At 39.4% G+C, this 25,991-nt stretch carries 23 protein-coding genes, 1 tRNA gene, 1 pseudogene and 1 riboswitch; of the genes and pseudogenes, 9 read left to right on the top strand and 16 right to left on the bottom strand.

The annotated features are described in order from the left end of the window. Nucleotides 1–145: 145 nt before the first annotated feature. The 3 genes and pseudogenes from AAFF35_RS13890 (at nt 146) to AAFF35_RS13880 (ending at nt 2,783) form a co-directional block, all read left to right on the top strand. Nucleotides 146–1,372, top strand: coding sequence for a DUF1343 domain-containing protein (locus AAFF35_RS13890; protein WP_342333116.1), 1,227 nt, complete (start codon nt 146–148; stop codon nt 1,370–1,372). Nucleotides 1,373–1,709: 337 nt separating this feature from the next. Further along, nucleotides 1,710–2,051, top strand: a pseudogene (gene arr / locus AAFF35_RS13885) (NAD(+)--rifampin ADP-ribosyltransferase); the annotation flags it as partial. A gap of 186 nt (nt 2,052–2,237) precedes the next feature. After that, nucleotides 2,238–2,783, top strand: a complete 546-nt coding sequence (locus AAFF35_RS13880; protein ID WP_342333115.1) for an STM3941 family protein — start codon at nt 2,238–2,240, stop codon at nt 2,781–2,783. Nucleotides 2,784–2,864: 81 nt separating this feature from the next. Here AAFF35_RS13880 and AAFF35_RS13875 read toward each other — a convergent pair whose 3' ends face one another. From AAFF35_RS13875 to AAFF35_RS13855, 5 genes are all read right to left on the bottom strand, one after another. Further along, nucleotides 2,865–4,388 (bottom strand): hypothetical protein, encoded by a 1,524-nt coding sequence (locus tag AAFF35_RS13875; protein ID WP_342333114.1) that lies wholly within the window; start codon nt 4,386–4,388, stop codon nt 2,865–2,867. Nucleotides 4,389–4,465: 77 nt separating this feature from the next. Continuing rightward, on the bottom strand, nt 4,466–5,392 hold the full coding sequence (locus AAFF35_RS13870; protein ID WP_342333113.1) for a DUF4465 domain-containing protein: 927 nt from the start codon (nt 5,390–5,392) through the stop codon (nt 4,466–4,468). Between the two features lie 40 nt (nt 5,393–5,432). Beyond that, nucleotides 5,433–6,914, bottom strand: coding sequence for a PKD-like domain-containing protein (locus AAFF35_RS13865; protein ID WP_342333112.1), 1,482 nt, complete (start codon nt 6,912–6,914; stop codon nt 5,433–5,435). 279 nt (nt 6,915–7,193) lie between these two features. Continuing rightward, nucleotides 7,194–7,398: riboswitch (cobalamin riboswitch) on the bottom strand. Nucleotides 7,399–7,519: 121 nt separating this feature from the next. After that, nucleotides 7,520–8,104 carry an NAD(P)H-dependent oxidoreductase gene (locus AAFF35_RS13860; RefSeq protein WP_342333111.1) on the bottom strand — a complete coding sequence of 195 codons (585 nt, stop codon included), beginning with the start codon at nt 8,102–8,104 and terminating at the stop codon, nt 7,520–7,522. After that, nucleotides 8,101–9,063 (bottom strand): alpha/beta hydrolase fold domain-containing protein, encoded by a 963-nt coding sequence (locus AAFF35_RS13855; protein WP_342333110.1) that lies wholly within the window; start codon nt 9,061–9,063, stop codon nt 8,101–8,103. The genes AAFF35_RS13860 and AAFF35_RS13855 overlap by 4 nt, the downstream gene beginning before the upstream one ends. A gap of 143 nt (nt 9,064–9,206) precedes the next feature. Between AAFF35_RS13855 and AAFF35_RS13850 the strand changes: the two genes are divergently transcribed. Next, nucleotides 9,207–10,037: an AraC family transcriptional regulator gene (locus AAFF35_RS13850; protein WP_342333109.1), complete on the top strand. Its 831-nt coding sequence runs from the start codon at nt 9,207–9,209 to the stop codon at nt 10,035–10,037. Between the two features lie 65 nt (nt 10,038–10,102). Here the strand turns inward: AAFF35_RS13850 and AAFF35_RS13845 are convergent, their stop codons facing one another. The 4 genes from AAFF35_RS13845 to AAFF35_RS13830 form a co-directional block, all read right to left on the bottom strand. Next, complete coding sequence (locus AAFF35_RS13845; RefSeq protein WP_342333108.1) at nt 10,103–11,161, bottom strand: serine hydrolase domain-containing protein; 1,059 nt, start codon at nt 11,159–11,161, stop codon at nt 10,103–10,105. A 138-nt stretch (nt 11,162–11,299) separates the two neighbouring features. After that, on the bottom strand, nt 11,300–12,118 hold the full coding sequence (locus AAFF35_RS13840) for a helix-turn-helix domain-containing protein (protein ID WP_342333107.1): 819 nt from the start codon (nt 12,116–12,118) through the stop codon (nt 11,300–11,302). A gap of 498 nt (nt 12,119–12,616) precedes the next feature. Next, complete coding sequence (locus AAFF35_RS13835; protein WP_342333106.1) at nt 12,617–13,225, bottom strand: class I SAM-dependent methyltransferase; 609 nt, start codon at nt 13,223–13,225, stop codon at nt 12,617–12,619. Nucleotides 13,226–13,241: 16 nt separating this feature from the next. Then, entirely contained in the window at nt 13,242–14,036 is a 795-nt protein-coding gene (locus tag AAFF35_RS13830; protein ID WP_342333105.1) for a helix-turn-helix transcriptional regulator, read from the bottom strand. A 76-nt stretch (nt 14,037–14,112) separates the two neighbouring features. On the opposite strand from AAFF35_RS13830, the gene AAFF35_RS13825 reads away from it, so the two are divergent. Together AAFF35_RS13825 and rhuM are read left to right on the top strand one after the other, a co-directional pair. Next, the gene (locus tag AAFF35_RS13825) at nt 14,113–15,582 is read left to right on the top strand and encodes a serine hydrolase (RefSeq protein ID WP_342333104.1); all 1,470 of its coding nucleotides are present in this window, start codon (nt 14,113–14,115) and stop codon (nt 15,580–15,582) included. A 280-nt stretch (nt 15,583–15,862) separates the two neighbouring features. Further along, a complete protein-coding gene (gene rhuM, locus AAFF35_RS13820; RefSeq protein WP_342333103.1) occupies nt 15,863–16,501 on the top strand; it encodes a RhuM family protein in 639 nt (212 codons plus the stop codon). A gap of 119 nt (nt 16,502–16,620) precedes the next feature. Here rhuM and AAFF35_RS13815 read toward each other — a convergent pair whose 3' ends face one another. After that, nucleotides 16,621–17,169, bottom strand: a complete 549-nt coding sequence (locus tag AAFF35_RS13815; protein ID WP_342333102.1) for a hypothetical protein — start codon at nt 17,167–17,169, stop codon at nt 16,621–16,623. Between the two features lie 42 nt (nt 17,170–17,211). Next, entirely contained in the window at nt 17,212–17,946 is a 735-nt protein-coding gene (locus tag AAFF35_RS13810) for a prolyl oligopeptidase family serine peptidase (protein WP_342333101.1), read from the bottom strand. 417 nt (nt 17,947–18,363) lie between these two features. On the opposite strand from AAFF35_RS13810, the gene AAFF35_RS13805 reads away from it, so the two are divergent. Next, nucleotides 18,364–20,733 carry an ABC transporter permease gene (locus AAFF35_RS13805; RefSeq protein WP_342333100.1) on the top strand — a complete coding sequence of 790 codons (2,370 nt, stop codon included), beginning with the start codon at nt 18,364–18,366 and terminating at the stop codon, nt 20,731–20,733. On the opposite strand, the gene AAFF35_RS13800 is transcribed toward AAFF35_RS13805, so the two are convergent. Beyond that, entirely contained in the window at nt 20,734–21,075 is a 342-nt protein-coding gene (locus AAFF35_RS13800) for a hypothetical protein (RefSeq protein ID WP_342333099.1), read from the bottom strand. Nucleotides 21,076–21,171: 96 nt separating this feature from the next. Beyond that, the gene (locus tag AAFF35_RS13795; protein ID WP_342333098.1) at nt 21,172–22,560 is read right to left on the bottom strand and encodes a S41 family peptidase; all 1,389 of its coding nucleotides are present in this window, start codon (nt 22,558–22,560) and stop codon (nt 21,172–21,174) included. Between the two features lie 210 nt (nt 22,561–22,770). Between AAFF35_RS13795 and AAFF35_RS13790 the strand changes: the two genes are divergently transcribed. Both AAFF35_RS13790 and AAFF35_RS13785 read left to right on the top strand, forming a co-directional pair. Beyond that, nucleotides 22,771–22,843 (top strand) — tRNA-Lys (locus tag AAFF35_RS13790). Nucleotides 22,844–23,090: 247 nt separating this feature from the next. Further along, complete coding sequence (locus AAFF35_RS13785) at nt 23,091–23,582, top strand: Arm DNA-binding domain-containing protein (RefSeq protein ID WP_342333097.1); 492 nt, start codon at nt 23,091–23,093, stop codon at nt 23,580–23,582. Between the two features lie 21 nt (nt 23,583–23,603). Here AAFF35_RS13785 and AAFF35_RS13780 read toward each other — a convergent pair whose 3' ends face one another. The 3 genes from AAFF35_RS13780 to AAFF35_RS13770 all read right to left on the bottom strand — a co-directional run bounded on the left by AAFF35_RS13780 (nt 23,604) and on the right by AAFF35_RS13770 (nt 25,991). Next, complete coding sequence (locus AAFF35_RS13780; RefSeq protein ID WP_342333096.1) at nt 23,604–24,086, bottom strand: hypothetical protein; 483 nt, start codon at nt 24,084–24,086, stop codon at nt 23,604–23,606. A 222-nt stretch (nt 24,087–24,308) separates the two neighbouring features. Continuing rightward, nucleotides 24,309–25,040: an NUMOD4 domain-containing protein gene (locus AAFF35_RS13775; RefSeq protein ID WP_342333095.1), complete on the bottom strand. Its 732-nt coding sequence runs from the start codon at nt 25,038–25,040 to the stop codon at nt 24,309–24,311. A 261-nt stretch (nt 25,041–25,301) separates the two neighbouring features. Next, entirely contained in the window at nt 25,302–25,991 is a 690-nt protein-coding gene (locus tag AAFF35_RS13770; protein WP_342333094.1) for a hypothetical protein, read from the bottom strand.

Raw genomic sequence — 25,991 nt, 5'->3', positions numbered from 1 at the left:
GTTTACCAGTAGAAATAACAAAGGTTTTTCGCTTGCCGTCGAATTGCTGCATACTTTAACCCAAATTCACTAATTTAGCTCTTGTGGCTTGTAAACACCCAACATCGGACTAATGGTCATAAAGAAATTATTAAACCTTCTAAAAATGATGAGACTTATTTCCATACTTTTTTTAATGTTTCCGGCGATCAGCAACATTCAATGCATCGCACAAACGGCATTATCAAATCAAAGCAGCTCCGATAAATCTGGAATTATCACCGGTGCCGACCAGACTGAAAAATATTTGCCTTATCTACAAGGAAAACGAATTGGTCTTGTTGCAAATCAGAGTTCTATCATTGGCAAAAAAAGCAGTGTAGACAGTTTAGTGAGTCTTGGAGTTAAAATTGTAAAGGTGTTTGGACCTGAGCATGGTTTTAGAGGCAATGCCAGTAATGGAGCTGTGGTGGGTGATGAAAAAGATGCTAAAACCGGCATTCCAATCATCTCTTTATATGGCAAAAATGAGAAACCAACAAAAGCACAGCTGGCAGATGTCGACCTTATGGTCTTTGATATTCAGGATGTGGGCTGCCGTTATTATACCAATATCAATACGCTTGAGTACGTGATGGAGGCCTGTGCAGAAAACAACAAAGAGCTGCTCATTCTTGACAGGCCTAATCCGAACGGATATGTAGTAGATGGGCCAGTGATGACTGATGATAAATTTAAATCTGCCATTGGAATCCATTATACCCCCATGACACATGGTATGACTATCGGGGAATTTGCACAATACCTTAACGGTGAAGGATACCTGAAAAAACAATGCAAAATAAATATTATAAAAGTGGCCAACTATGGTCATGACATGCCTTATGTATTACCGATAAATCCTTCCCCTAATTTAAACACACAGCAAGCGGTGATGCTTTTCCCGAGCTTATGTATGTTTGAAGGGACAGCGATCAATGAAGGTCGGGGAACGTATATGCCATTTACGATATTGGGCGCCCCTGCACTGAAAGGTAAGTATTCATTTTCATACAAACCGGTAAGTATTCCAGGGATGAGTGAAAGCCCACGTCACAAAGACGCTGTTTGTTATGGCCTTGACCTTCGCAACTACGACATTAACAAGCTTCGGAAGAGTCGTCAAATTGATTTATCCTGGTTAATTGAATTATACAATGCCTATCCGGATAAAGCCAATTTTTTTACTCCCGGAAGAGCACAGGACGTGTCTGCTTTTGATCTGCGCATAGGTACCGATCAATTGAGAAAACAGATAATAGCGGGCATATCCGAAGCAGAAATCAGAAAAAGCTGGGAACCTGGATTGCAGAAGTTTAAGGCGATCCGGGCAAAGTATCTCTTATATCCTTAATTAGCACATGGAATTCAACCCATTCAACAATGTAGTCAAACTTAGCCTTCAAGGTATGGCTATGGAAGAAAACGGCAAACCCGAAGAGGCAAGTGAACTTTTTCTTCAGGCCTGGCAGGAAGCGACAGACGACTTAGAGAAATTTATTGCAGCTCATTATGTAGCTAAATCTCAAAAAAATGTAGCTGACAAATTACAATGGCTCGAAACGGCTTTGCAGTTTGCATTAAAAGTAAATAACAATTCGGTGATGAGTGCCTTCCCTGCTCTATATTCAAACATTGCCAAATGCTATGAGGAATTAGGCGATCCCGGCAGGGCAAAAAAGAATTATGAATTGGCCACTTCGTTTAATGGTAACCCATCTGATAACGGTCCTTTTTATCATGGTACAAAAGCAGATTTGCAGGTCGGCGATTTGTTGATCGCAGGAGGCAGTTCTAATTACAAACCTGAACTCAAAATGAATCATATCTATTTCACGGCCCTTGTTATCGGTGCGGGACTTGCTGCTGCATTGGCAAAAAGTGATGGACCTGAACGTGTTTATATCGTTGAACCGACAGGGAGTTTCGAAAATGATCCGAATGTTACAGACAAAAAATTCCCGGGCAATCCGACACGCTCCTATCGGTCAGAATCGCCATTGAAGATCGTCGGCGAAGTGACAGATTGGGAGAGAATAGCACCTGAGGAGCTCCAAAAATGGCGTGAAAAGCTGGCCAATAATCATGGGGAAATTATTAATTAGGGTATCTGATCCAGCAGTTATAGTATTGCAGGTGTGTTGAAGCTGTCGAGAGGTGTTTGCATGATAATTGAATTTTAAGAGGTTTATATTATTTAACAATATATTTGAAATAAAATGGCATCAGGCAAACCTATAGAAATTAAAATCAACAGACTTAAGGTCTTTTCTATGCTTGCTGTATCCATTATTTTTATTTTGGCAGGCACAAGTTTAGTCTGGATTGAGATTGTAACACCTATTGGTCAAAATAAAAGACCTCTATTCGGTTTTGTAATGGGAATACCTATTATATTATTTTTTGGATTCTCCGCCTTCTACCAAGTAAAAAAAATCTTAGATAGGAAACCCGGCCTGCTGGTTAATGATGAAGGAATTTTTGACAACTCGGGTGGTATTAGCATTGGGTTCATTCCATGGGTAGATATTGTAAAAATTCAAAAGTTATCAATAGGCAAACAAACATTCATTAATGTGGAAGTTAAAAACCCACTTTCTTATATTGATCGTCAAGAGAATATCTTAAAGCGGTGTTGGATGAAAATCCACTACAAGTTGTACGGAAGTGTAATTGGAATAACGACTAACAGGCTAAAATGCAGTCAGAACGAACTCCTTAGATTGTTAAGAGCAAGGTTTTACAAATTAAAGAGAGCTCCTTAATCGACCATAACTTTATTCCTGACACAAAAACAAGAAGCCTGCAATCATTTTATTTGCAGGCCTCTTGTTTTTACTGACTTATTATTGATTTACGGTTCCAATTTTTGTTCCTAACAAGTGTAAATCTTCCCCCCTGCCGATTTCGGTAGAGGCTTCTCCCAACCAGCCATTTTCCTGGTCTACTCCGGTGTAAACCTTTACAAAGTCAATGCCCGGAAGTATTACTTTATTTCCATTTTTATCAATGGCCCATTCAATATCAATACCTGAATTGTCATGCACATTTGGATAGTTATCTACATATCCATAACTGAAGGCATACTGTACATAGTAACTCCCTTGTCCACTTTCTTCTATACCATTCCTCGCCAGACGAATACCTTTGTAAGTGATTTTATTGTCTTTCAGCCAGGCAGGGTAATAACTCTGAGCATGGAAAGTATTCTTGACTTTATAGCCCTGCTGACCCTGGTTGTCTGCCCAGCGGATATAATTGGGGATACTGATGTTATTTTGAGGCGTACCGACAGTGCTTTCCGTTTCCGGACGATCATAGGTCATTTCATAACCGCGAAAGGTCCGTACATCATTATTCTTGCCGACGGCGATGGCATACCATGGCTCTTTTTCGGCAGAGAAATTACCACTACCCTTTATTTCATACCACTCCTCCTCGTCTGGCTTACCGTTTTTGTTTTTATCATAAGCGACCATAACGATCCCTGGCTCGGAGCTTCCGCCAAAAGGGGCATTCGGACGGGGATTCGCGGCAGCACCAAAGGCATTTCCATGAATTCGGAAATCGCGCCTTCCCGCTACATTTACAATCGTATGGTCAAAGCCTAAAACGACATAACCGCCCCAGCCTCCCAGGGTGATTGTATTGGCATTTTCTCCCACAAGCTCTTTTCCTGCTTTGCCAACCATCGTTTCGTGGGTATCACCTGAGATGTATTTTGGCAGTTCGTTTACAAACTGACCAGGAGCCGGCAGGTAATCGAATACTTTAGCGATATAGGCTGAAGCAAGGCGTTCAGGTTGACGCACAGTGATCAATAAGGTATCGACCAGATTACCAGAAGAGACCTTTAGTTTATAAGTCCCTCTATCCACGCTTGCAAACGTCGCCGAGGTAGTATTTGTAGCAGCCAGTCGGTAGCGCTCAGAGGGAGGCGACAATACTTCCCATTTCAGATCATTCTTACCTTCAAATTTCTTTGATGCTTCCAGCTCCAGAATCGCATTGGTTGTGGTCTTGAAGTTTAGGTACCTGCCAGTAGTAATCGTTACTGCTTTTTGGAAAATGTTGCCGGAATTGTATGCCATAACGACCAGGCTATAAGTGCCGGGTTCTGCAGGCGCCATGAAATTGTACTCCATTGCATTGGCGACCCTTTTACCGTTAATATACCATACCAAAGAATCTGCCCTGTTTTCAATTGCAGGCTTAAGCAGTAAGGCCTCTTTTACCACGACATAATATTCCGCATCAAGTCCGGAGATGCCGGGTGCAGGCGCTACTGTTTCCCTTTCTTTTTTGCAACCAGCGATTAGCAACACGGTAATTGCGGTCAGATAGATTAGAAATTTGTAAGATTTATTCATTTTGTCAATTTATGATTTGCGCTATCTTTAGCTGATAACTGTACGATTAAAAAGCCGGGCGTTGTTTATTTATAGGATTATAAGGTCACTTTTACATTGTCGATACACACATAGGCTGGTGAATTCAAGCCGTAACTGCCTGAATCGTTACCTTCAATATTGAACTCAACACGGGTAACATTACCCAGGTCTGACAAGTCAAAATAAGTCCAGGAAGTTAAAGGGCCTGCAACAGGCAGGTGATTATTGTATCTTGCCAGGTCAATTTCAACCGGATCGCCGTTATTTGTGGCTACGCTGCCATTAAAGCCATAAGCCAGTAATTTCAAATATCCCGTTCCTCCGGCGACATCTTTAAGTGGTGTTGCTGCTCCGGAGCCGAATGCATTGCCATTCTGGATTACCCCATAGGTATAGGAAGAAAGAGTTACGTACATGCCCTCTACCACTCCGCTACCTGAAGTAAAATCAAGCTTAGGACGTGTAGCATAGGATGAGTTATAGGAATCTACATAACCAAACATAACAGCGAAATTACTACTGCCAGCATAGCCACCATTTTTAGCGCCATGCGTGCCTGAGTAAACACTGCACTGATTGAGGTAAGAGTACCACCAATCACCTGTTTTTCCTGGAATATTTGATTTGTAGTTCCAATTGGAAACCACAAAACCACCGTTCCAGTAGTCAACCGGGGTTCCGCTACCAGCACCTTTGATCGCAAACTTCAAATTGCTTGGCGAATGTACATAGGGTGCGATTTGAGTACCAGTCCAGGAAGAGTAGGCATTATCTCCGTAAGAAGTATTGTTAGCCATATAGCTGCTCCCGATACCTTCGAAAGTGATGGTATAGCTTGTGGCAAGGCTGTTTTGTTGTGCGCTCGCGCTTTTTGCCTTTGGAGTTGTTTCTGGTGATAAATCATTCTGCTTGGTACAGGAAGCCAATACACCAAGAGAAATGGTTGCTACTAATAATGTTTTAGTAAATAGGGATTTTTTCATGAGTTTTAATTTGGAGTATATATTTGGTTGCCCGGCTTTTTTAATTTTTGAGGTGTTTGTCCAATATAGAACCCACCTGTAACATGCGTCCTTCTTCCATATTGTAATCTGCAATCGCATTAGCGGTATTCAGATCCTGTTGAAAAGGATAGATCACCTTCTGCACTTTTACAAAATCGATCCCAGGCAACTGAATGGCCTCTCCTTTTTTGTTTACAGCCAGATCGATATCTAGATTTAAACTCTGAAAAAACGGAGCAGCACCGGTAAGGTTTCTGCTGACGCGTTTTCCTTTGCGGGAGAAAGAGGTTTTCCATCCATCCAGTATAACCGCTTGTTTTGTAGCGTTGTCGGCTACGTTTAGTCCCGGAAAGAACCCCCTGTTGGAGAATGCTCCTGCTGTGGTCATGGAACTGGTGAAAGTTTTATTGGTGATCACCTCTCCGTTGGCAAGGTTGGGTTGGTTATCTTTCCAGTTGAAATAGCTATATATCCTTCTGGCATCCGTTTCCGTTTTATTGTACGTAAAGATCATTTCATATTCCGGGATATCTTCCTGCCCATAATCATCGTTTTTCAGCTCATACCATTCGTTTTCGTCTGGCATTCCGTTTTTGTTATAGTCATACGCTACGTAAACAGCTGGTTGGTCACGGAGGGAGCAAAAAGCGGTCAGCTCCAAGTCGGTTTTACCGGAAACATTGGCCACCGTATGGTCAAATTTAAAAGTGGCAGATCCACCCCAACTACCCAGAAAAAGTGCGGCGTTAGCATTAACTTTTCTGATTCCGGTTGCTTTCGTCAGAAAGTCATTGTAAGCAAGTGGATATTCGTCTCCGTACTTCCAATTAGCCGCAGATCCTATAATTGACCAATTGTGGTTTTTACCTGGTGAAGGCGCATATTCGAGTACAGTGTAAGCGTTTTTCAGATACTGTTCGGCCTTTACTGCGATCTTGCGCTTATAAGTTACACTTTGTTTCCCTGCGGTTGCACGAAGGGTAAGCTCGAACGTGCCTGCCTCAGGGGAAATAAAGCTCAGGTTTAGTTTCTTACCAATAATTGAATCTCCGATAGACCATTCATATTCGTAATCCTTACGGTCTGGTCCGGTAACCGCAGGTGTAATCTCCAATACGTTGCACATGGAGACATTCAGCTGATCTGCCAGTGTTATCACAATTGGCTTTTCCACAATTAATTTGAAAGATTGCTGGTCGGTACCGCCTTTATTGGTTACTTTAAATGTTACGTCAAAAGTTCCCGCCTCAGTGGCCTGAAAAGTATAATTTAGCTGACCCGAGGCAGTTTCCTTGCCATTCACCAACCAGATATAGTTGTTGCCTTTGGTGTTGGTGATATTGGGTGCCAAGGTTAATTTATCGCCGATGTTTAGAATGGTCGTCTCTTCGCTGACCCCGGTAATGCTTGGTTTAACCTGTACGTCCTTTTTGCAGGAGGACGCAAAGAGTATAACGACGAACAGCAGCTTTAGAAAAATGATCGCTTTCAAGTTTTTCATGTTTGGGTTTTGGGTTGTCTGAATTTTAATCTTTATGTTATTTGGGTAAATGGGTTGTATCGATAGAACAGAGCCTGGGTGCTCCTGCTGCCCATAGAGATTTTGCCAATAAATGCTAAAAACGTGATCGTTTTTTAATGCGTTTGAGATATACATCAATGTTTAATTCAAATAGCTTGGCGGATGATATCAGAAAACAAAAAGGATAGGTCCACGAGGGGCCCGCGAAGCAAAAGAGCTTCGGTCCGAATTGTATTCAAAACCTCATCCTCGAAGGCTTTAAAAAATATATGTATTGGCAGGTATCCTGACTTGTTCCCAATTTGACGGCCTTCCCATTTTTATTCAAAAAACAGTGGCAACGAGATGTCAATTGTTGTGATAGAACTTACAGTAGCGGGTCTGTTCAGGATTTACACCTGATTCCCTATTAATCCTAACCTAGTGAAATTTTATGTTAAGAACCAATTACGGCGCAATAGTACAAAAAGTTATTCATATGAAGGGAAAATTATAATAATAAGGACAGTTATTATCAAAGAAACTAATGACTTTTTAAGCATAATGCAATCCGGCCCGGGTGGTATCAGAAAAAGTCTCCTATTTTATCGTATACTATCATTCTTTGCACTGGTCTCTATAGTTTGCAGCCATTCTTTTATCTCCTCTTCAGAAAGTTCATAAAGCGGTCCTATAAAATCGCTTTTTATGGAAGAAACTCCACAGTATTCCAGAATACCTTTTTTTAATTGAACGAGTCCGCTTGACCGGTACACTTCTTCATAAACATCGATAGATAAATCCCCGGCAGTGGTGATAATTCTTCCGGTTTTTCCGGTCAATAAGCCTTCGCTTGTCCCGTTATTGTTGCTCTTGAAAGTAAGCCCCGGAAGAAAAAGCCGGTCTAAAAATCCTTTCATAATTGCAGGCATCCCCAGCCACCAAAGCGGGTGAATCCAGACCTGATGCTCACTCCACCGGATGTCATCCAGTGCTTTTAATAAATCGGGCTCCAGTTCCATTCGCTGCCGATAACCGAATTGTAAGTTAGGATTGAAATCGAGTGCTCCAATGGCAATATATCGTACTTCAGCGCCGGCATCCATCGCAGACCTGATATAGGACTGCGCAATCGTATGGTTTAGGCTTTCTTTGTCTGGATGTCCGTTGATGACTAATATTTTCTTCATTTTTTCTGATTTAAAATTTGTTTGAACAATTCAACCTGGTATTTGTAAAAGTGATCCGATAATGGGCATGGAAAAAAGTCAAAGGCATGGACAGCTCCCGGCATCTCCATCAGATTAACCCTAACCCCTGCCTTCTCTAATTTTGCAGCGTAGGCTTTCCCTTCGTCTTTCAGGGGATCCAATTCGCATACAATGACCGTTGCATCGGGCAGATATTTGAAATTCTGCTCCAACAACGGGACCGCATATTTTGGCAATGGATCGGTTTTATCGTTGAGATAGTATTTCCACATCCATTCCGCCGCCTTTCTGGATTGCATCGGAGCATTTGCGAGTTCTTTCATGGATCGTGTTTCCAAAAGATGGCTCGTTGGCGGATACAGCAGGTACTGGTGTCGGATTTCTACTTCCCTCCTGTCTCTTGCCATATGTGTAATAGCAGCAGCTATTGTTGCTCCCGCACTGCTGCCTCCGATGAGGATATTATCTTTATCTCCACCGAGGTCGCTGGCATGTTCAGATAACCACAATAACGTGTCATATCCATCTTCCATACCTGCCGGAAATGGATGTTCGGGAGCTAAGCGGTAATCTACAGAAACGACCAATGCCCCTATATCTAAGGCCAGCGGAAAAAAAAGGGAATCATATTGTTCCGGAGTTCCATATATAAATGCACCTCCATGAAAATACAGAAGTATTGGTAAATTCTCTTTTCCCTTTGGTCTATATAACCTTAACCTAATTGTTCCCGATTGATCCGCAGATGGAATCCAGATGTTTTCCACCTTCAGCTGTTGTGGTACTTCAGGAAGCGCTTTCAATGATAATTTTAGTTCTTCATCCCTGATTTTCGCTGGATCATTAGCCAGCAGATTTTCATAATCGATCTGGCTAAACTCACTGTTTGTAATTGCCGCCAGGAGCGCTACATCTATCTTTTTTAACCTATTACCCATCTTCATTTGTTTTTATAATCTTAACAGAAACACATTACCAGTGGTAACCTGCTGTATGTTTCCTTGATTGAACTGTGCAAAAATAGACTGGCAAAACGACCATATACAGGTACATTTCGGCCCTACTTCGGTATCTTTGCAGTATGGCGAGAGAAAACATCTACCAATCACTGGAAGTATATTATGAAAACCTGGAAGAATGTCCTTTACGTGACAGACAGTTCAATTTTTTTGAGCTGGTTTACGTTATTTCCGGTTCTGGAAAGCACACTGTTAACGAAAACAAGATTGCTTATGCTGCCGGAGATCTGTTTTTGATCAGCCCCAATGATTGTCATGGTTTTGATTTAGAAGGCCGTTGTGAATTTATGGTTGTCCGTTTCGGGGAAAGTTACATCAGGGAATACCAATGGAAAAGTATAGACCATATCGAATGTCTCTTATATTATGCCTCTCATTTATCAGGTTCTGTCTTAACGAACCGGGATGATCAGCAATCTGTAGCGTCGCTGATGAAGCACCTGCAGCAGACTTTAGTGGCCGATAACCTTTATAATGAAGATCTGAAACGACATTTGGTAAATGCCATCATCGTCATAGCCGCAAGAAATATATCAGTAGTTAAACCTGAGCATATTTCGCCTAATGCCGATGCACGTATTCTGCAGATTCTGGATTATATTCAAGCGAATATCCGGCAACCGGGCAACCTGACAATTGCTTCAATCGCGGAAAAATTTGGCATCTCTCCCACCTATCTTGGTAGTTATTTTCGCAATCAGTGCGGTGAAAGTATTCAGCATTATATTTCTTCCTATCGCATCCGGCTTATAGAGCACCGGATTCGGTTTAGCGATAAGCGTGTTCACGAAATCGCAGAAGAATTTGGGTTTGCCGATGAAAGCCATATCAATAAATTCTTTAAAAGACATCACGGAATGAGTCTGAAAAGGTTCAAAACAGTTGGAAAATAAGTCAGTAATCGAACGCACAAAAAACTTCTTTACGTATGGTAAAGAAGTTTTTCCGGAAGATCTATCTATTTCGAGGCCAACTCAGAGATTTCATTCAAGATGGTATTTCTCAATTTGGAGTTGTTATTGTCTAATAATATGATCAGACCCCAATTTTTAGCTCTATTGTAAGCGATCATCGAAGATTGTCCCATCGTATCTCCCGATTTGATATAATTTGTCTTCTGATCATCTGTCATTATATTTATCCCTAATCCCAATTCTCTATTTTCATGTTTATAGTAGATTTTTTCCGTGATCATCGACGCTTTACCAATTGCAAGATCTTTGTTTAAGACCGCTTTCAAATACTTAACCATGTCGGCAGCACTAGATTTTACCAATCCGGCAGGAGCGGTAAAATGCCAGTTCATGAATTCCAGAACATCGCCGTTCCGGCCATGGCTAGTTGTCCTGTTTTTTACATTAAAATCTTTTGTCAGCGTATTTTTCATACGTAATGGCGTTATTATTTTGGCTCTGATAATTTCATCGTAACTCTTGCCATACACTTTTTCCATTATCTGTCCAAGCAAAACAAATCCAATCGTAGAATAACGATATTTTCCATGGTCCTTTAGCTCAGTACAATTGTTGACCATCGCAGTCAGTGTTTCTTGATTTACACTACTCATAGGTTGTTGAGGATCCACTGCGAGTAACTTTGCAAAATCCAGATCAGGCAAACCAGACTGATGAGATGCGAGATCTGAAATCTTTATTTTGTTTTTAAGGTTTTCATGTAATACATACGCTTCAGGAAGGAAGTTATCGATGTAATCATCTGTTTTTAATTTATGATCAAGAACCGCCTGGGCAATTAAATTTGAGGTCAGGACTTTAGTGATCGATGCAATTTCGAATACGGAATTTTTATCGATAGCAGTTTGACTTTCTGCATTCAGCTTACCATATGCTATATAGTGTTCTTCATTATTTTTGATGAAACCAACGCTGATCCCTACGTTAGGATTTTTTTGACGTTGATCCTTTATTATTGAATCAATCTTGTTGGTGATGTCCTGTGCAACAGAAACGTTGCTGATTAGTAATAGTGCTGCGAGAAATTTAAATGAAGTTTTCATGATATCGAATTTTTATGTTGATAATTATTTCGATACAAATATGCGGAAGACCTCAATGCTGTGCGACCGAGTAAAAACACTCGCACCCTTTTGTTTAAAAAAATGAGTACGAGTATTTAAAACTACTAGTACGAGTAATTACAATACGCTATTAAACAGACTGTTGCGATAGGAAGTTGGTGTTTTTCCAGTGTGCTTTTTAAAGGCTGCATTGAAAGAAGATTTTGAATTAAAGCCCACTTCGTATAGAATTTCTAAAATTGTTACCTTATTTTTTGTGGCATCTTTTAAGGTATCCATCGCCTGCTCTATACGATACGTATTAACAAAATCATAAAAGTGTTGCCCTAACTTATGATTAATCAAAATGGATAAATCCCGAACAGGAATTTCAATCTCTTTAGAGATATCCTGAATTGTTAAGGTGGGATTAAGGAATGGCTTTTCTTCCATCATATACTCCTTTAATATCACCAGCTCTTCATCGAATTCCTCGTCACTTACCGTTAAATCCTCACCATTTTTTTCTTCGTAAATGATATGCTTTACCAGTTTTAATTTCGAATCGACATTTCTAAACAGGCTTGGATTATTTAATGCTTTATATAAATACCAGAAAATAGTGACCATTGCAAATAACAGAAGTCCAATTTTTAACCAGTCGGAAATGCCAGCGTATTCCGTGAATTTAAAGATGTTCTTTAACAGCGCAATCGCGTAAAAGGCTGTAAGCGCCACCGTAAACTGAAATAACCAATTCAGGGATTCAATACTTGCTCCCGCATAATTTTCAAGATATATTTTCCTTGCTTTTCTTAAGATCATAAAGGCAGCAACGAGGTATAGTATCATTTGAACATGCATGAAAACATGATTGAGCTGTATTTCCAGTCTACTGCTGCTTTTTTCAAGAAAACTGATTTTAGCAGCCTGGTTGACCATGTAAAAGCGAGGCATTAAAACTAAATTGGCGATTAAAAAAGTACCGGTATGAAGTAAATGTTTTGGTTTTAGCTTAAAATCAGAATAGCAGACGGATAAGACATACAAATAAAATGTTGGCAGCTGCAAGAAAAAAAATGAACTGATAAAGATTCTTGCAGTCAAAGAGATTTCAAATAAATGGCCCAGGCTTGAGGTAATATCAATTGCGGTTAAAACGAGAAAAAAAGCAAAAAGACGGTTACTTAATTTATGTTCTGTTTTGACGGTAACCAAAAAAAATGATAGAAATAATGAAATGAACATTGTTACTACAGCGATTGTAGGTAATAAATTGATTTTATCCATTAATTATTCATTATTATTTGTTTTCAGGAACGTTGTCTTTTGCTTGCAAATAAGGACTCGCAGTGTCAGGCTCTGCCCTGTTTACCCCTTTGCTTTGTTGCGGCGAATTTAATTAATTTTTATAATTATTGCTTACCTCACTAAATTGATCTGAAGACAGCTCCTTTACTTCCGCAGGCACCAGGTGGTCATTGACCGCAGGTTCTGGACATTGGTAGTCTTTATTGGCTCATGCAGGCTCGCGCCAAGCGCTCTGGTAAAACTGAGCAACATTTCCTGGTTGACCAGAAAACGTTCAGATCCATCTGGCAGAAGATACCTTCCGTTTCCGATCGGTCTGACCAGGTTCCCGATACCAATATCCGATGCCAGACGACAGAACAGATAACCTCCCGGACGGATCACCCGCCACATCGAGTTCAGCATTTCCCCAAAATGCCTGTCATCATTGGCAAAATGGAGCACTGCACTACTGATCACAAGATCAAACTTTTCATCGTCAAATGGCAGATTTTCCACCAAACCAATGCTGAAATTCTCTTGTGGGGAACTGTCAGAAAAAGGTGCAGCCAGCTGTTTGACCCAGGCAATATTATCTGCGGATGAGTCAACACCATAAACCTGGTATCCAGACTGTAAAAAGTAGGCCACATTCCTCCCCTGTCCACATCCTGCGTCCAGAACGGACCGACAGTCGTCATATGTTCCCTTTAACAACTGATCAAATAAATAGATATCGATATTGCCAAACTGCTGGCGTAGTTCTTCTTTCATAAAGTTTGTGTTTAAACTATGGATGATGCAGTAAGCCTGTAACCTTCCCAACCCGGCAGGCTTCCATTGCGTTGGTTACGTTAAGCTTCTGAAAAATATTCTGCCGGTGCCTGTTTACGGTATGAATACTTAAGGACAATTTATCAGCGATTTCCTTACTCCGCTGTCCGAGGTTGATGAGCTGGAGGATTTGTCCTTCCCTCGCGGATAGAATATCTTCGAACCGTCCTTGCTCGCTGTCTATAATTTCTCCTGTACCTGTGTTGATGATGATCCCCTCAGGAACGTCAAATCCAGGATGATCGTACACCATGTTGTACAGGCACAGGGCTAGCCAGACATTTCCCTGTTCAGTACTGCTCAGGTACAGCAAACGATGTCTGATCAATTGGTATTTGTTTTCGCTGTTTCTTATTCTCAACTTCGTAATCAGGCTGTAGTTAAGACGTTCATTGAGCGCGATTGACTTGATCAGCTTAAAAAAATTAAATTCGAGGCGGTACTTCTTTTGAAGATCTTCCGGATGTACCCGGCCAAGCAGTTCATCTTCCCAGATGGAATTAATTTCCGTCTGACTGGGTTCAAACCCCAGCTGTTGGGCAAGTCCACCAGGATAGATATAGCTCTTTCTCGCTTCCATGTCGCTAAGCACACTAATGGTATTTTCAAGCTTTGCATAAAGCCTGGCAATCGACTTACAATCCTCCAGCTCCAGCTCAGATTGGGAAAAATCAGAAAAAGGTTGAGAGAACAGTTTTATATCAAGGAACTCACGCATCTGCGGGGTATTCTGATGGTTATTTATAGCCATTTGGGTTGCATTATCATTCTGTAAATTTGGATGGGACAAGGTAAGATTTCCGATCCACTAATAAAAAACCAGCTTAATGATACAAAAAATCTGTCTGCTCTTTATAATGTTGATTGGAATAAAAAATGTAATTGCGCAAGATAGACCGGGCAACCTGGATCTGTTCTTTTCAACCTTATCGCAGACCGGGCAATTCAACGGGAATGTCCTGATTACGGAAAATGGAAATGTTGTTTACGAAAAGTCTTTTGGCTACGCCGATTTCCAGAACAAAATAAACAATACCGCTCAATCATCTTTTCCAATTGCTTCCATCACCAAAACCATTACTTCTACGGCGATCTTACAGTTAAAACAACAAGGAAAACTACAGATAGAAGACCGGGTTTCAAAATACTTGTCTGACTTTCCATATCCTGAAGTAACCATCAGGCAGTTATTATCACATACCTCGGGTTTGCCGATCTATGATACGCTTTTTTTTCCGCTCATCGCCAAACATCCCGATACGGTTTTTACCAATAAAGACATTATTCCGGCATGCATTTCACAGAAAATACCGCTGGTTTTTAAACCCGGCGAAGATTTCTCCTATAACAATGTCAATTACAATATTCTTGCCCTGATCGTGGAGAAGATTTCAGGTCTTTCATTTGGCCCGTATCTCCAGGCAAATATTTTCGATCCTGCCGGAATGACAAACACATCCTTATCCAAATTTTTAAAAAGAGAAGATAAAAACCTTTCCAAAAGATATAGCTTCAAATATCCATATTCCGATAAAGTGCAACTGGCTGATACTGTAACAGAGTTTCTGATCGCCAACCGGTTTAATTTTCAGGGGCATGGCGATCTGATCAGTACCACACATGATCTGTGGAAATATGATCAGGCGCTGTATAATGGCAGCTTACTTAATTCCGAGACGTTAAAAGAAGCCTTTACACCTGTCAGGCTCAGTAATGGAACACATAATATACAACGTTATGCCTTAGGTTGGATTACCAGGCAAGATACTTCCATGGGGAAAATCGTTAAACACGATGGTGGCTCACCCGGATCCCGGACAATGCTGCTTAGAAATCTGACCAGACATCAATCCATCATCCTCTACGATAACACCGCCAATAATGTGGTTCCGATCGCTGATATGGCCTTGAAAATCTTAAATGGGGAAACAGTAGAGAAGCCGAAGAAAAGTGGTGCCAGATATTATGGGATCGCTTTAGCAAACCATGGAAAAAAAGCCGCTGATCAGGCCGTGAAAAAGATAAAAACCGAAACTTTGAACTATTACCTGAGTGAAGACGAAATGAACTCAATGGGGTACGCCTTCCTGATGAATAACAGAGCAGCAGATGCAGAAATCGCATTTAGAGAAAACACCCTCCTTTTTCCTAACAGTTGGAATGTATATGATAGTTACGGAGAAGTACTGCTGAAACACGGAAAGAAAAAGGATGCCATTAAAATGTATCAAAAATCAATGATGCTCAATCCAGACAATGAAAATGGGAAAAAAGTGCTGGAACAGCTATTAAGATAAAACACAAATGTTACCCCCCGTTGTCGCGCTTCCATGCCCAAGTTCATCAGATGATCAGGAAATCTTGATGAACTTAGCATGGAAGTCGTGATTGGCGTTTTTACAAAAGTGCAAGCCATATCGGTGAAAAGCCCATAAAGCTCTGGCTTGGTTCAACGGGATAAATACGAATAATTATTTTATATATAAATATACCCTATAAATTTGCAACTATTTTAATTGAAAGTTGCATTTTGTTGACCGCTTTTATATAGGTTAGCCTAAATATATTTCAAATATTATGGAGACTAGCGATCAAATTATTATATATCAGACCAGGGACGGGACTACTTCTATTGAAGTTAAACTGGAGAATGACACAATTTGGCTGACACAAGCACAAATGCAGGAATTGTTTAATCAAACTAAACAGAACATAAGTTTACATATTAATAATGTTTTCAAAGAAAATGAACTAACTAAATCCGCAACTGTCAAGAATTCCTTGACAGTTCAAAAAGAAGGAACCCGATCAATCAAAAGGAAGTTGGAATTTTATTCTTTAGATGTCATTATTTCCGTCGGCTATCGTGTTAAATCTCAAAGAGGTACGCAATTTAGGATATGGGCGAACCAAGTATTAAAAGAATATCTACTCAAAGGCTATTCTATAAACAAGAAACAAGTACAAACATTTGATGGTGTGGATTTATATCCAAGTGTAGAAGAAAAAAATAACACCCTTTATAAAGTGGACGGATCGAAACGTATTGCTGATAACGCGTTAGTTGCACTGACTTTAATGATTGCAGAAAGTAAATCAGATGAAAAAGAGACGCACCCCGCAGGACAAATCTTATTAGTGATATCAGGTGTTGGTTACTATCAGGAAAAAGGACAACCAAGGTATAGCTCACCGGCATGGTGCGAGCTCAGATAGCAAATTTGTTCAGGTAGCGATAACCGGAAGAGAAAAAGGAGAAACGACCTGGCTAGAAGCTGTAACTGACAAGGAGTATCACACTAGTTTTTAGTATATTATGTTATCGCTCGGTAATATTAATTGGGCGATAACCTCCGTTTACTTAAATTTAGCGCTCTTTCTATTCGTGGGCGATTGTACCGCTGAAGAAAAATCGGATAAAGGTTGAGTAAGACATTTAATACGAGTAAGAACAAAGATTTGACTATTCCAAATTTGAATGCCACGAAAACATTAAATCCCAGGACAATAACCAGGATAATCAGGTGTTCGAGTTCAGATTTTTTTGTGCGGTAATATAAATTCGTCAACGCTTCGGTGTTTTTTTCTATTGGGCTCGTTTTTCTAATGACTTTTTCCCAACCAATCCAAACCAATAGTTTTCTGAAAAAGTTTACTCCAAGATGCTCGTAGATCTTTCCGCTCTGCTCCCATCCCTTTGCATTATAATAAGGAGAAGCAAGCGGGCTTTTTAGTGCTTCGGTAAAAAAAACGACAAGTAGCATCAATAGGAAATTCAGAATCCAGGCGAACGAAAAGCCATCCATTTTAATGTAAATAATCAAGGCATAAATTGAACCGATTGTAATTATTGCAATTAAAATTAATGTTAATGTTTTTTTCATTTGGTTGGGTTTGTTTAGTTAATGAAGTGTTTATGCCAATGGTTATTTTAAATATCGGGATGTTTTAAATAACCATTTGGGGATTTCATCTGATAACAGGTAGGGAATTATGATGTTATTATGTTCCAGGGTGTTGAATGTTGTAAAAACTAAGTTCTTGTTATTTCCCAATCTGGCATACAGCTCTGTACTTCCGATATATGGATTTTCAATGTCTTTTTTCCCATGAATGAGCCAGATCTTTTTATTCTTAAGCTTTTTGAGATTTGAAAGGTCTGGGACACCCGCAATTGATACCAGCGCTGCAAACTTTTCAGGGTTTATATTGAGTATGTTTTGTGCGGTAGAAGCACCCATCGAGTATCCGACCAGGTAGATCTTATTTTTGTCTACCGGGTATGTTCTTTCAATTTCCTCAATCAGTTTTAATATTTCTCGGGCATCATCTGATGGTGTAGCCGTTAAAACGCCATCATTTTCTTGCTGATAGTTGGATGATCGTTCGTTAAACTGTGGCGCTATAACAAAGCAATTAAAATTGCTATAGATGTTTTCTCTCAGCCAGATCCTCGCCAAAGGCTCTAATTGATTCTCATTATCATTCCCGATTCTTGTAGAATTATGAAAGGTGATCACTAAAGGGTATTTTTTTGCCTGGATATCTTTAGGCATTAAGATCCTGTAAGGTATTCTGCTTTTGCCATTCAGGTAGATTTTCTTTTGAAATTTATCAACCGTTAAATCATTTAATGCTTTTTTAGCTCTTGAGAATTCCACACTATCGATTGTTTTATCATCAAAGGTGTGTGTTTGGGCGTATGAATTGATTGAAATTAAGCCAGTAATAAGTATGGTGAATTGTACTATAAATTTTTTGTTCATTCTAAGCGCGTGTGGAAATGTGTGATGTTCAAATTTACAGTCTTTCCTTTAATTTTTTAACAGTCCGGTCCGCAATATCTCCTTAATTTTATCCAGAAAGAAAAACATTATGGTCGTATCAACCGGATCTGGCGAAATCGAAGTGGTATCGTCCAACTGTACGCTCTCGCACATAAAATGTCCGATAACGAACATGGTAAAACCCAAAAAGCTATTAATAAGTTAGTTATCAATAGCTTAATTGCTACTTTAGCTTTTGGCATAAGCTTGGTTGTCTGGTAAATGTAATGGCTCCACCCTCAACCTAAAAAGATGTTCAGATTAAACTTAAAAATAGCGCTCCGAAACCTTTGGAAAAATAAAGGCTTCTCTTTGATCAATATCGGTGGATTGGCCATTGGTCTTGCCAGCTGCATGCTTTTGCTTTTATACGTGGCCTATGAGTTTAGCTATGACAAACAATTTAAAAATTACAATACGACTTATGTTGCTTACAACAGCCTGGATGCAAATGGCAAAATAGTCAGTTTGGCCATGACACCAGGCGTTCTGGCACCAGAACTAAAACAGAAGTATCCGGATGTGGTGGATGTTTCCAGGTCTACTTACCCAAATGAACAGTTGATTAGTTATGGAGCTAAAAAAATCAAAAGCAAAGCTGTTTTTGCAGATCCATCATTTCTAAAGATTTTAGATTATGAATTTTTAAGTGGGAATACAACTAATCCCTTAGCCAACATTAACAGTGTGGTACTAACGCAGACATTGGCAAAAAAGCTATTCGGAACTGAAAATCCGATAGGTAGAATTGTGAAGCTCGATAACAATGATGGCCTGAAAGTAGAAGCCGTGATGGCAGATCTGCCTGAAAATAGCAGTATCAGATTTGAGTATATGATGCCCTGGAAATTGTATGAGCAACATGAGCCATGGACCACAGAAGAAGGTTGGGGCAGCAATTTTTGTTTAACACTGATACAGCTTAAAAGCAACGGCATTTTAGATCAATTTAATGGTTCCATAAAAGATATGTATCAGCGCCATGGAAAAAATCTGAAACCTGTATTATTTTTACATCCCTTTGCCAAATGGCATTTATATGACCAGTTTGAAAATGGCAAACTGGTTGGCGGAAAGATCGATCAGCTAAAGATATTTTTCCTTTTGGCTATATGTATCCTGCTCATTGCCTGTGTCAATTTCATGAACCTCTCTACTGCTCGTTCTGAGAAGAGAGCTAAGGAAGTTGGGGTTAGAAAAGCGATTGGATCAAGCAGAAAATCATTGATTTCTCAATTTATATTGGAGAGCATATTGTTGTCTCTCATTGGGACGGTGATCGCTTTTATACTTTTAGAGATCAGCCTGCCTTATTTCAATGAACTATTGAATATCAATCTGGTTATCCAGTATCAGGACTGGAGATATTGGCTGGTATTGGCTGGCTTAATTATATTTACAGGCTTACTTGCAGGCAGCTATCCTGCATTTTACCTTTCTTCTTTTGAGCCAATTAAGGTACTCAAAGGCTTTGGTTCAACTACGGGCTCGGCCATTTCGGTAAGAAAAGTTTTGGTGGTGAGTCAGTTTGTTTTTGCCGCCTGTTTAATTGTCTGCACTGCGGTTATCTATCAGCAATTAAACTACATTAAAAATAAGCCCATCGGATATGAGCAGGGAAACCTAATTCAGATTACCCTGCAAGGCAATCTAAAAGATAAGGGGAAGCTCGATCTGCTTAATGAACGATTGTTGAAATCCGGTGCGATAAAAAGAGTTTCTCTGCTCAGCATGGGCATTGATGAGGAAGGAAACAACAATTCTAATACCTCCTGGCCGGGGAAAAATCCAAATGAAATGGTGTTGTTTAATGAAAGAGGCATAGGTTATGACTTTGTAGAAACCATTGGTGCCGAGATGATTTCCGGTAGAGCTTTTGGACGGGAATTTCCAGGTGATTCAAATAAAGTGGTATTCAATCAGGCAGCCATCAAAACAATGGGGCTCAAAAACCCCATCGGCTCCGTGATCAGTTTTAGAGGTTGTAGCTGCACTATTATTGGGGTAATGAAAGATTTCGTATCAGAATCTCCCTACAAAAAAGTGGGGCCGATGATATTCTATCAATCCAATAAAAACGAGGGCGGTGTTGTTTTGGTTCGTTTAAACGAGGGCCAGAATATCAGCGCTTCTCTAAGCCAGATAGATGCCATTGTAAAGGAAATTAATCCCGATTATCCCGTAGATAGAAAATTCGTAAACGAATCTTTTGAAGTTAAATTCAAAAACGAAAAACTGCTAGGCACACTGTCAAACTGGTTCGGCGGCTTTGCCATCTTCATTTCTTGTCTGGGTTTGCTCGGACTTGCGCTATTCATGGCAGAGCAGCGGAAAAAGGAAATCAGCATTCGCAAAGTTCTGGGTGCCAGCACTGGCAACATTTTAACCTTGTTAAATAAAGATTTTATTAAACTCGTGGCCATCGCAAACGTAATTGCCTTTCCACTGGCTTATATTATCATTAACAAATGGCTTTCTACTTTTGAATATCGAATTTCTATCAGCTTTTTGCCATTTGTCCTGGCGATCTTGGTCTCCATTTTAATTGCGGCAATCACTGTAAGTATGCAATCGGTAAAAGTGGCTAAGGCAAATCCTGTTGATGCTCTTAAATATGAATAATCATCTTTGCGCTTCAACGATTTTCTCTACTGGGTTTAAAATCAGTGTTTCAAATTTGTCAATTTGGGCTGAGTTTTCCGCGGAGCTAAAATCTCTATTAATGTCCTTCCAGTTTCCCAACTCGCTGCCCTGATTAATGCCAACCAGTGCAAGGCTGGTGTACATACTTAGCCCCTTTGGCCTTGTCCAAACGTAGACTATTTCCCTCGTATCGGGGTAGTAAAAATATACAGTGAACCAGTGATCATCCGGTCCCTTCCCCCTACCTCCTTCCAAATTGAATTCCTCGGGTACTATAAATTTTGGATTTGCAGCTTTAAATTGCTGTATTGCTTTTAACAAATCTTTTTCATTGGCTCCAAATCCATATATTTCAACATTTGGATTAAAACTCGAACTTCATGCTACTTAAAACTTGTTCCATAAAAAACTACAATTTTAATCTTCCAAGTCGGACTGTGCCTCTTTAACCCAGTCCTGCTCCAGCTTTAATGTTTTCTGTGGTTTGATCCCCACATTGTCTATCGCCATGCCCTGATCAATTCTCCTGCTTCTTGACGTAGCCCAATACAGCATGTAGGGGATTCCGCTAAATTCTGCACCTCTCATATTGGCGTAATCGAGTACGCCTGCCGTTTGTTGGCCCATCAAAGTTACTTTAGTACTTTGTTTTGCGAGGAGCAGAAATTCTTCAGTTGTACTTCCACATTGCCTATTGATGAGGATAATGATCTTTTTTGGATAAGTGATTACGCTGTCGAAAGTAGAAGTCTGGTCTTCGGCAAACGAAACCAAGGTTCCCTTATTCCGTTTCATTTTGTCAATAACCTCATTGATAAATGTCTTTTGATCCGCTGGAAGTCCATCTGTTGTCGCTACTCCAGCCCAACCTGCTATGTTATCATCTGTAGCTTGCACATCCGCCCCAATGGTCTTAAAAGTATTTGTATAAAGATAAGGGAGAATGGGTTTATAGGAAAAATCCGCACCGCCCCCATTGTTTCTTAAATCCAGGATCAGATTGGGTATCCTGTTTAGATTTGTTTTATTGGCTTTAAACAAAGAATCTATGTTTCTGGCATTATTCTGATTAAAGCTACTGATTTTGAGGTATAGGGTCTTTTCAGAAAGCAATTTTCCGGCTACGGCAGCTTCATTCACCACTTCCGGAATGAAACGTTCCGTTTCTTCCCTTTGCCAACTGCCTAAACTATTTTCTGTAACCGGGAGTGATACCGTTAGGGGAATATAAAATTTATCATACATGATCCCATTAAGGGTATCTTTTCCAGACTTAAGCTCCAACATGACCTGCCCTGGTAACCATTTGTCGGACTTTGAGGAAATGACTACTCCTGCATACTCCCTAAAGGTATTTTTACTTTTGATCAGCGCGATTCTGAAGATGGAATCTTTGTCGCCATAAATACCTACGATCCCATTAGCACCTCTGATCTCTGTTAATTCAGGCAGCTTTAACGATTCTATATTACTGATCCGCTTTTGCAGGTCGACTTTTTCCTTTTCTTTAGAGATTCTATCTCTGCCAATCTGGATATGACCGTCTTTGAAAAAACGTAGCCAGTCGTTGATTAAGTACAGACAGTATGCAGGGTTTGTGATCGATTTTGACTGTTGAAGGGCCAGTTTGTTATGCTGATCATAAGCTTTCCTTGTTTTGTTGTTTACTTTATCCTGATAGCCAGCATAGTTCTTTTCGATCTTGTTCTTCACATCGGTCAGTTCCTGATTGCAGTTACAGGTTTGTGCGTAGGCATCAGCGCAGTTGAAGAGTATAAATAGTGTAGCAGTAGTCAGTAATTTCATATGCGTTACTATTATAGGTATATTTTATGAAATATGAGGTTCCATTAGATGATCGATTCTGCCTTTTTAGCAAAAAAGCAGTTTTTTTTATCCCTAAATATCAACAGATTAGAAAGTAAATTGATTTTATTTTCAATACACAGCAATTAGGAAGTATAATATTTGAGTAAAAATTATACTTTTGCACTCCCGAAACAAGGGAACATAAATGATTCCGTAGCTCAGCTGGTAGAGCATTACACTTTTAATGTAGTGGTCCTGGGTTCGAATCCCAGCGGGATCACAAAAACAGTATCAAAAGAAACTAAAACCCTGCAAATCAAATGATTGCAGGGTTTTTACTTTTACAGGATATATCAAAATATGCATAAAATCGCATATAAAATGTGCGTCATTAGGCGCGTTGTTCTTTATTTCTTCAAACTCCCCTATTTTGTATTAACACACTGATATTCATCCGCTTCAAAATTTGAATATCTTGTGTCCATAGAACTGCAAAGCTATTTTTGTTTAACCTTAATGTTATCGTTATGAAAACGAATTTTAGTGTGCTTTTCTTTTTGAAAAAGCCAAAAAACTACACAAAAGGTGCTGTTTACTTTATCTTTTTAAGAATTACAGTAGACGGAGTTCGTGCAGAAATGTCAACCAGCAGGAGTTGTGAGCCGGAACGGTGGAATGCAAAAGCCGGAAAAGTCATTGGTACTAAAGAAGATATTAAAACCCTGAACGCTTATCTGGAAAGCATGAAAGCAGAGGTTTATGCAGCGCATACCCTACTTAGCGTAGATGGAGCCAAAATAACTGCCGATAATGTTAAATGCAAATACTTAGGCAAAGCAGAAAAATCACACACCATATTAGAGGCCATTAAAATCCACAATGCAAAGATGAAAGCATTAGTGGGAAAAGACTACGCCAAAGGAACGCTCAAAAGATTTGAAGTACTTGAAAGACACGTTTGGGACTATCTCTGGATAAAACTCAATATCAATTTGATACAAAACTGTTTCTTTTGCTAATTTTGGTAAACAGTAAAAACGTTATTTTCGTTTTTTTACTGGCGTGATGGTGTAAAGTTTGTGTTTTTTTGGTATCTCATTCTCCCTTTTTAGAGAGTCTTTAGGGTCAATGCCCCTCAAATAGTGCCTTAATTTATCTATTTTAATTTCTTTTACCTGGCCTATGTTTTCCTGGTCATACTCCCTGAAATACTTGCTGATCATTTTAGCCCAGGTATTCTGTGCAGGGGTGATCAACAATTCGCTGCCGTCTGCAGCTTTCAGTGTCTGCATTTGGATGCAAAGGTCAAGTATAGCCAAAGCCTGCCCATCCCTTATATTAATACAGCCATCCCATAGACGGGTTTCTTTTAGTTCTGCTTTTAAATCTGCAATTTCTGTTTGTTGTTTCCTAATTACCTCGTGCTGATCGGCGATAATTTCGGGCAAGGTCTTTTGCGTATGCCACCTGTCGATCGAGCGAAGATATTTTTGGAAACTTGTGGGTTTTTCCAATATCTCCATGTCCAGCGCATGACTGGAGTTCAGGCAGTGTGAATAGTTTTTTTATGAAAAGATTATCCTCGTATCCACTTTTAAGTCCGGTGAATACCCCTACATCATATGGATGTGGATTGAGGTCAAAAGCTTCGTGTGGTTTGAAATATTTGTTGGGCATATTTTCATGTGTTGGTTATTGGCGTAAATTAACGAAAAGGAGGAAGAAGAGTTCCATATAACATACAATCAAGGCTTCCTAATCCTAATTTTAACTTTTTTAGGATACGATTGAATTAAGGAATTTAAGACTTCTCTGTCTGCAAACATCCATATGCAATCTTTGTATATTTTTGCTTTCTTAGCGGCATCAGAAATACTTTTTTCATATCCTCCAATTAATTTAGCAGCATTTGAAATAGAAGGATATGTCTCGATAATATTTCCCTCTTGATCACATTTGTGGATCGGTTTCCATAATGAGAAAGTAGGTTTGAAATTTTTATGATCAGCTTCTTTCAAATAATTTGAAGTTCGATTTCGGTGTACAACTAATTTTAATTGTTCGCTCTTTGTTATCAGTCTAAGATTACTTAACCTACAATTTAATCCATCGTTATCTATCGAAACAACTATTCGGTTATCATTTTTAATAATGTGGGCATTTACAAAAGCTGAATAGACAAGTCTTCTAACACTAAATTCATGTCGTATGCTTTCTAGCATTAATGTAACCTGTAGAATGTACATATAGTCATTTACAAATCGGTTGTAATGCTTCTTTACGTTCTGGCGTAATATACGGCCTTTTACAAACTGAGTGCCACACCTACTATGTGAAACAGTTCGATCTAGGGACTTCACCCTGCCTAAATTTGAAACCTGAAAGCTTCCTTCGAAGTCAGGGATATCTCTCCAAATCTCTCCATTAAGTAAAGGCATATTGGTTTCTTCATAAGGATAGGTTCTTTTTATTATCATGAAATTTAATATCCATTGGATTTATAAAATAATGAAAGATCAATTAAGCGCTCAAACACATTAATACCTTAAAAAATAGACGTACCTATCCAATAAATCAAAAAGACTTTTTTTCAACATAATTATCTTTTTTTAGGAAGCGCTACTTTCAAGGCATCATAAACTTGACAGCGTTCACAATAGACTCCCCTAAACCGCTCCAATTAAACGGTGGAGTTGGCACCTGGTTTTGTTTCAAAACTTCAAATATACGTTAACGGTTTATTTAAGGCGGAGAAAGATATTGGACGAATCAGGCACTTTATAGATATGTCCCCATTGTTTCAAATGCGGGTTAAAGATTTCAATTCTGTTTGGTCTAAACTTAACTACCTCATCTTTAAATACCCTGTAAGAAAAAAGAGTGTCATTAAAAGTCAAATTGACTGCAAAATTTGATGGTGGATTGCTTATTATTTCTGTACTCAGGGGCAAGGATATTAGATTTGAAGTGATAACAATAGGTTCTTTGGTAAATTGAAAAGAGAGCTGTTGAATGCCAGATTTTATCTCAATAAATTTAAGCGAATCACATCTTGTTATCCGAAACAAAGTTTTGTTAACAAACACCTTACATTTATAATTCGACAAGTCCATACCATCAGATATCCGTAGATCGATTGTCATCTTGGTTCTATTCAGGTCTACATCGTCTAGTTTACTAATTTTCACAGGTATTGTAGCGCTACTTACGGTGCTATTCAATACAAGAGTATTTTGGCTTGTTTTTTTCCATCGGCCTGTGGCATATTGGTATAAATGAAACTCTCTAAATTCATACTTAAATGTTGAATCAGAATTAAACTCGAAAATATTGGGATTTTTCTGTGAAGCGTATTTACCAACCACCTCTCTATTAACAGAACAACTACTTAACAGTAGTCCGATACCAAGAACAAAGTATATTTTCAT

The sequence above is a fragment of the Pedobacter sp. FW305-3-2-15-E-R2A2 genome (assembly GCF_038446955.1).
Lineage (GTDB): Bacteria > Bacteroidota > Bacteroidia > Sphingobacteriales > Sphingobacteriaceae > Pedobacter.
This window is presented reverse-complemented; position numbering and strand designations above follow the sequence as displayed.

Bases quoted from the DNA above. Each gene is read 5' to 3' on its own strand.
- AAFF35_RS13770 (WP_342333094.1), bottom strand. From the start codon at position 25,991: ATGAAAATATACTTTGTTCTTGGTATCGGACTACTGTTAAGTAGTTGT.
- AAFF35_RS13830 (WP_342333105.1), bottom strand. From the start codon at position 14,036: ATGGCTATAAATAACCATCAGAATACCCCGCAGATGCGTGAGTTCCTT.
- AAFF35_RS13890 (WP_342333116.1), top strand. From the start codon at position 146: ATGATGAGACTTATTTCCATACTTTTTTTAATGTTTCCGGCGATCAGC.
- AAFF35_RS13780 (WP_342333096.1), bottom strand. From the start codon at position 24,086: ATGGAGATATTGGAAAAACCCACAAGTTTCCAAAAATATCTTCGCTCG.
- AAFF35_RS13775 (WP_342333095.1), bottom strand. From the start codon at position 25,040: ATGATAATAAAAAGAACCTATCCTTATGAAGAAACCAATATGCCTTTA.
- AAFF35_RS13870 (WP_342333113.1), bottom strand. From the start codon at position 5,392: ATGAAAAAATCCCTATTTACTAAAACATTATTAGTAGCAACCATTTCT.
- AAFF35_RS13825 (WP_342333104.1), top strand. From the start codon at position 14,113: ATGATACAAAAAATCTGTCTGCTCTTTATAATGTTGATTGGAATAAAA.
- AAFF35_RS13840 (WP_342333107.1), bottom strand. From the start codon at position 12,118: ATGCCTCGCTTTTACATGGTCAACCAGGCTGCTAAAATCAGTTTTCTT.
- AAFF35_RS13835 (WP_342333106.1), bottom strand. From the start codon at position 13,225: ATGAAAGAAGAACTACGCCAGCAGTTTGGCAATATCGATATCTATTTA.
- AAFF35_RS13785 (WP_342333097.1), top strand. From the start codon at position 23,091: ATGAAAACGAATTTTAGTGTGCTTTTCTTTTTGAAAAAGCCAAAAAAC.
- AAFF35_RS13855 (WP_342333110.1), bottom strand. From the start codon at position 9,063: ATGGGTAATAGGTTAAAAAAGATAGATGTAGCGCTCCTGGCGGCAATT.
- AAFF35_RS13865 (WP_342333112.1), bottom strand. From the start codon at position 6,914: ATGAAAAACTTGAAAGCGATCATTTTTCTAAAGCTGCTGTTCGTCGTT.
- AAFF35_RS13845 (WP_342333108.1), bottom strand. From the start codon at position 11,161: ATGAAAACTTCATTTAAATTTCTCGCAGCACTATTACTAATCAGCAAC.
- rhuM (WP_342333103.1), top strand. From the start codon at position 15,863: ATGGAGACTAGCGATCAAATTATTATATATCAGACCAGGGACGGGACT.
- AAFF35_RS13880 (WP_342333115.1), top strand. From the start codon at position 2,238: ATGGCATCAGGCAAACCTATAGAAATTAAAATCAACAGACTTAAGGTC.
- AAFF35_RS13795 (WP_342333098.1), bottom strand. From the start codon at position 22,560: ATGAAATTACTGACTACTGCTACACTATTTATACTCTTCAACTGCGCT.
- AAFF35_RS13860 (WP_342333111.1), bottom strand. From the start codon at position 8,104: ATGAAGAAAATATTAGTCATCAACGGACATCCAGACAAAGAAAGCCTA.
- AAFF35_RS13815 (WP_342333102.1), bottom strand. From the start codon at position 17,169: ATGAAAAAAACATTAACATTAATTTTAATTGCAATAATTACAATCGGT.
- AAFF35_RS13805 (WP_342333100.1), top strand. From the start codon at position 18,364: ATGTTCAGATTAAACTTAAAAATAGCGCTCCGAAACCTTTGGAAAAAT.
- AAFF35_RS13850 (WP_342333109.1), top strand. From the start codon at position 9,207: ATGGCGAGAGAAAACATCTACCAATCACTGGAAGTATATTATGAAAAC.
- AAFF35_RS13875 (WP_342333114.1), bottom strand. From the start codon at position 4,388: ATGAATAAATCTTACAAATTTCTAATCTATCTGACCGCAATTACCGTG.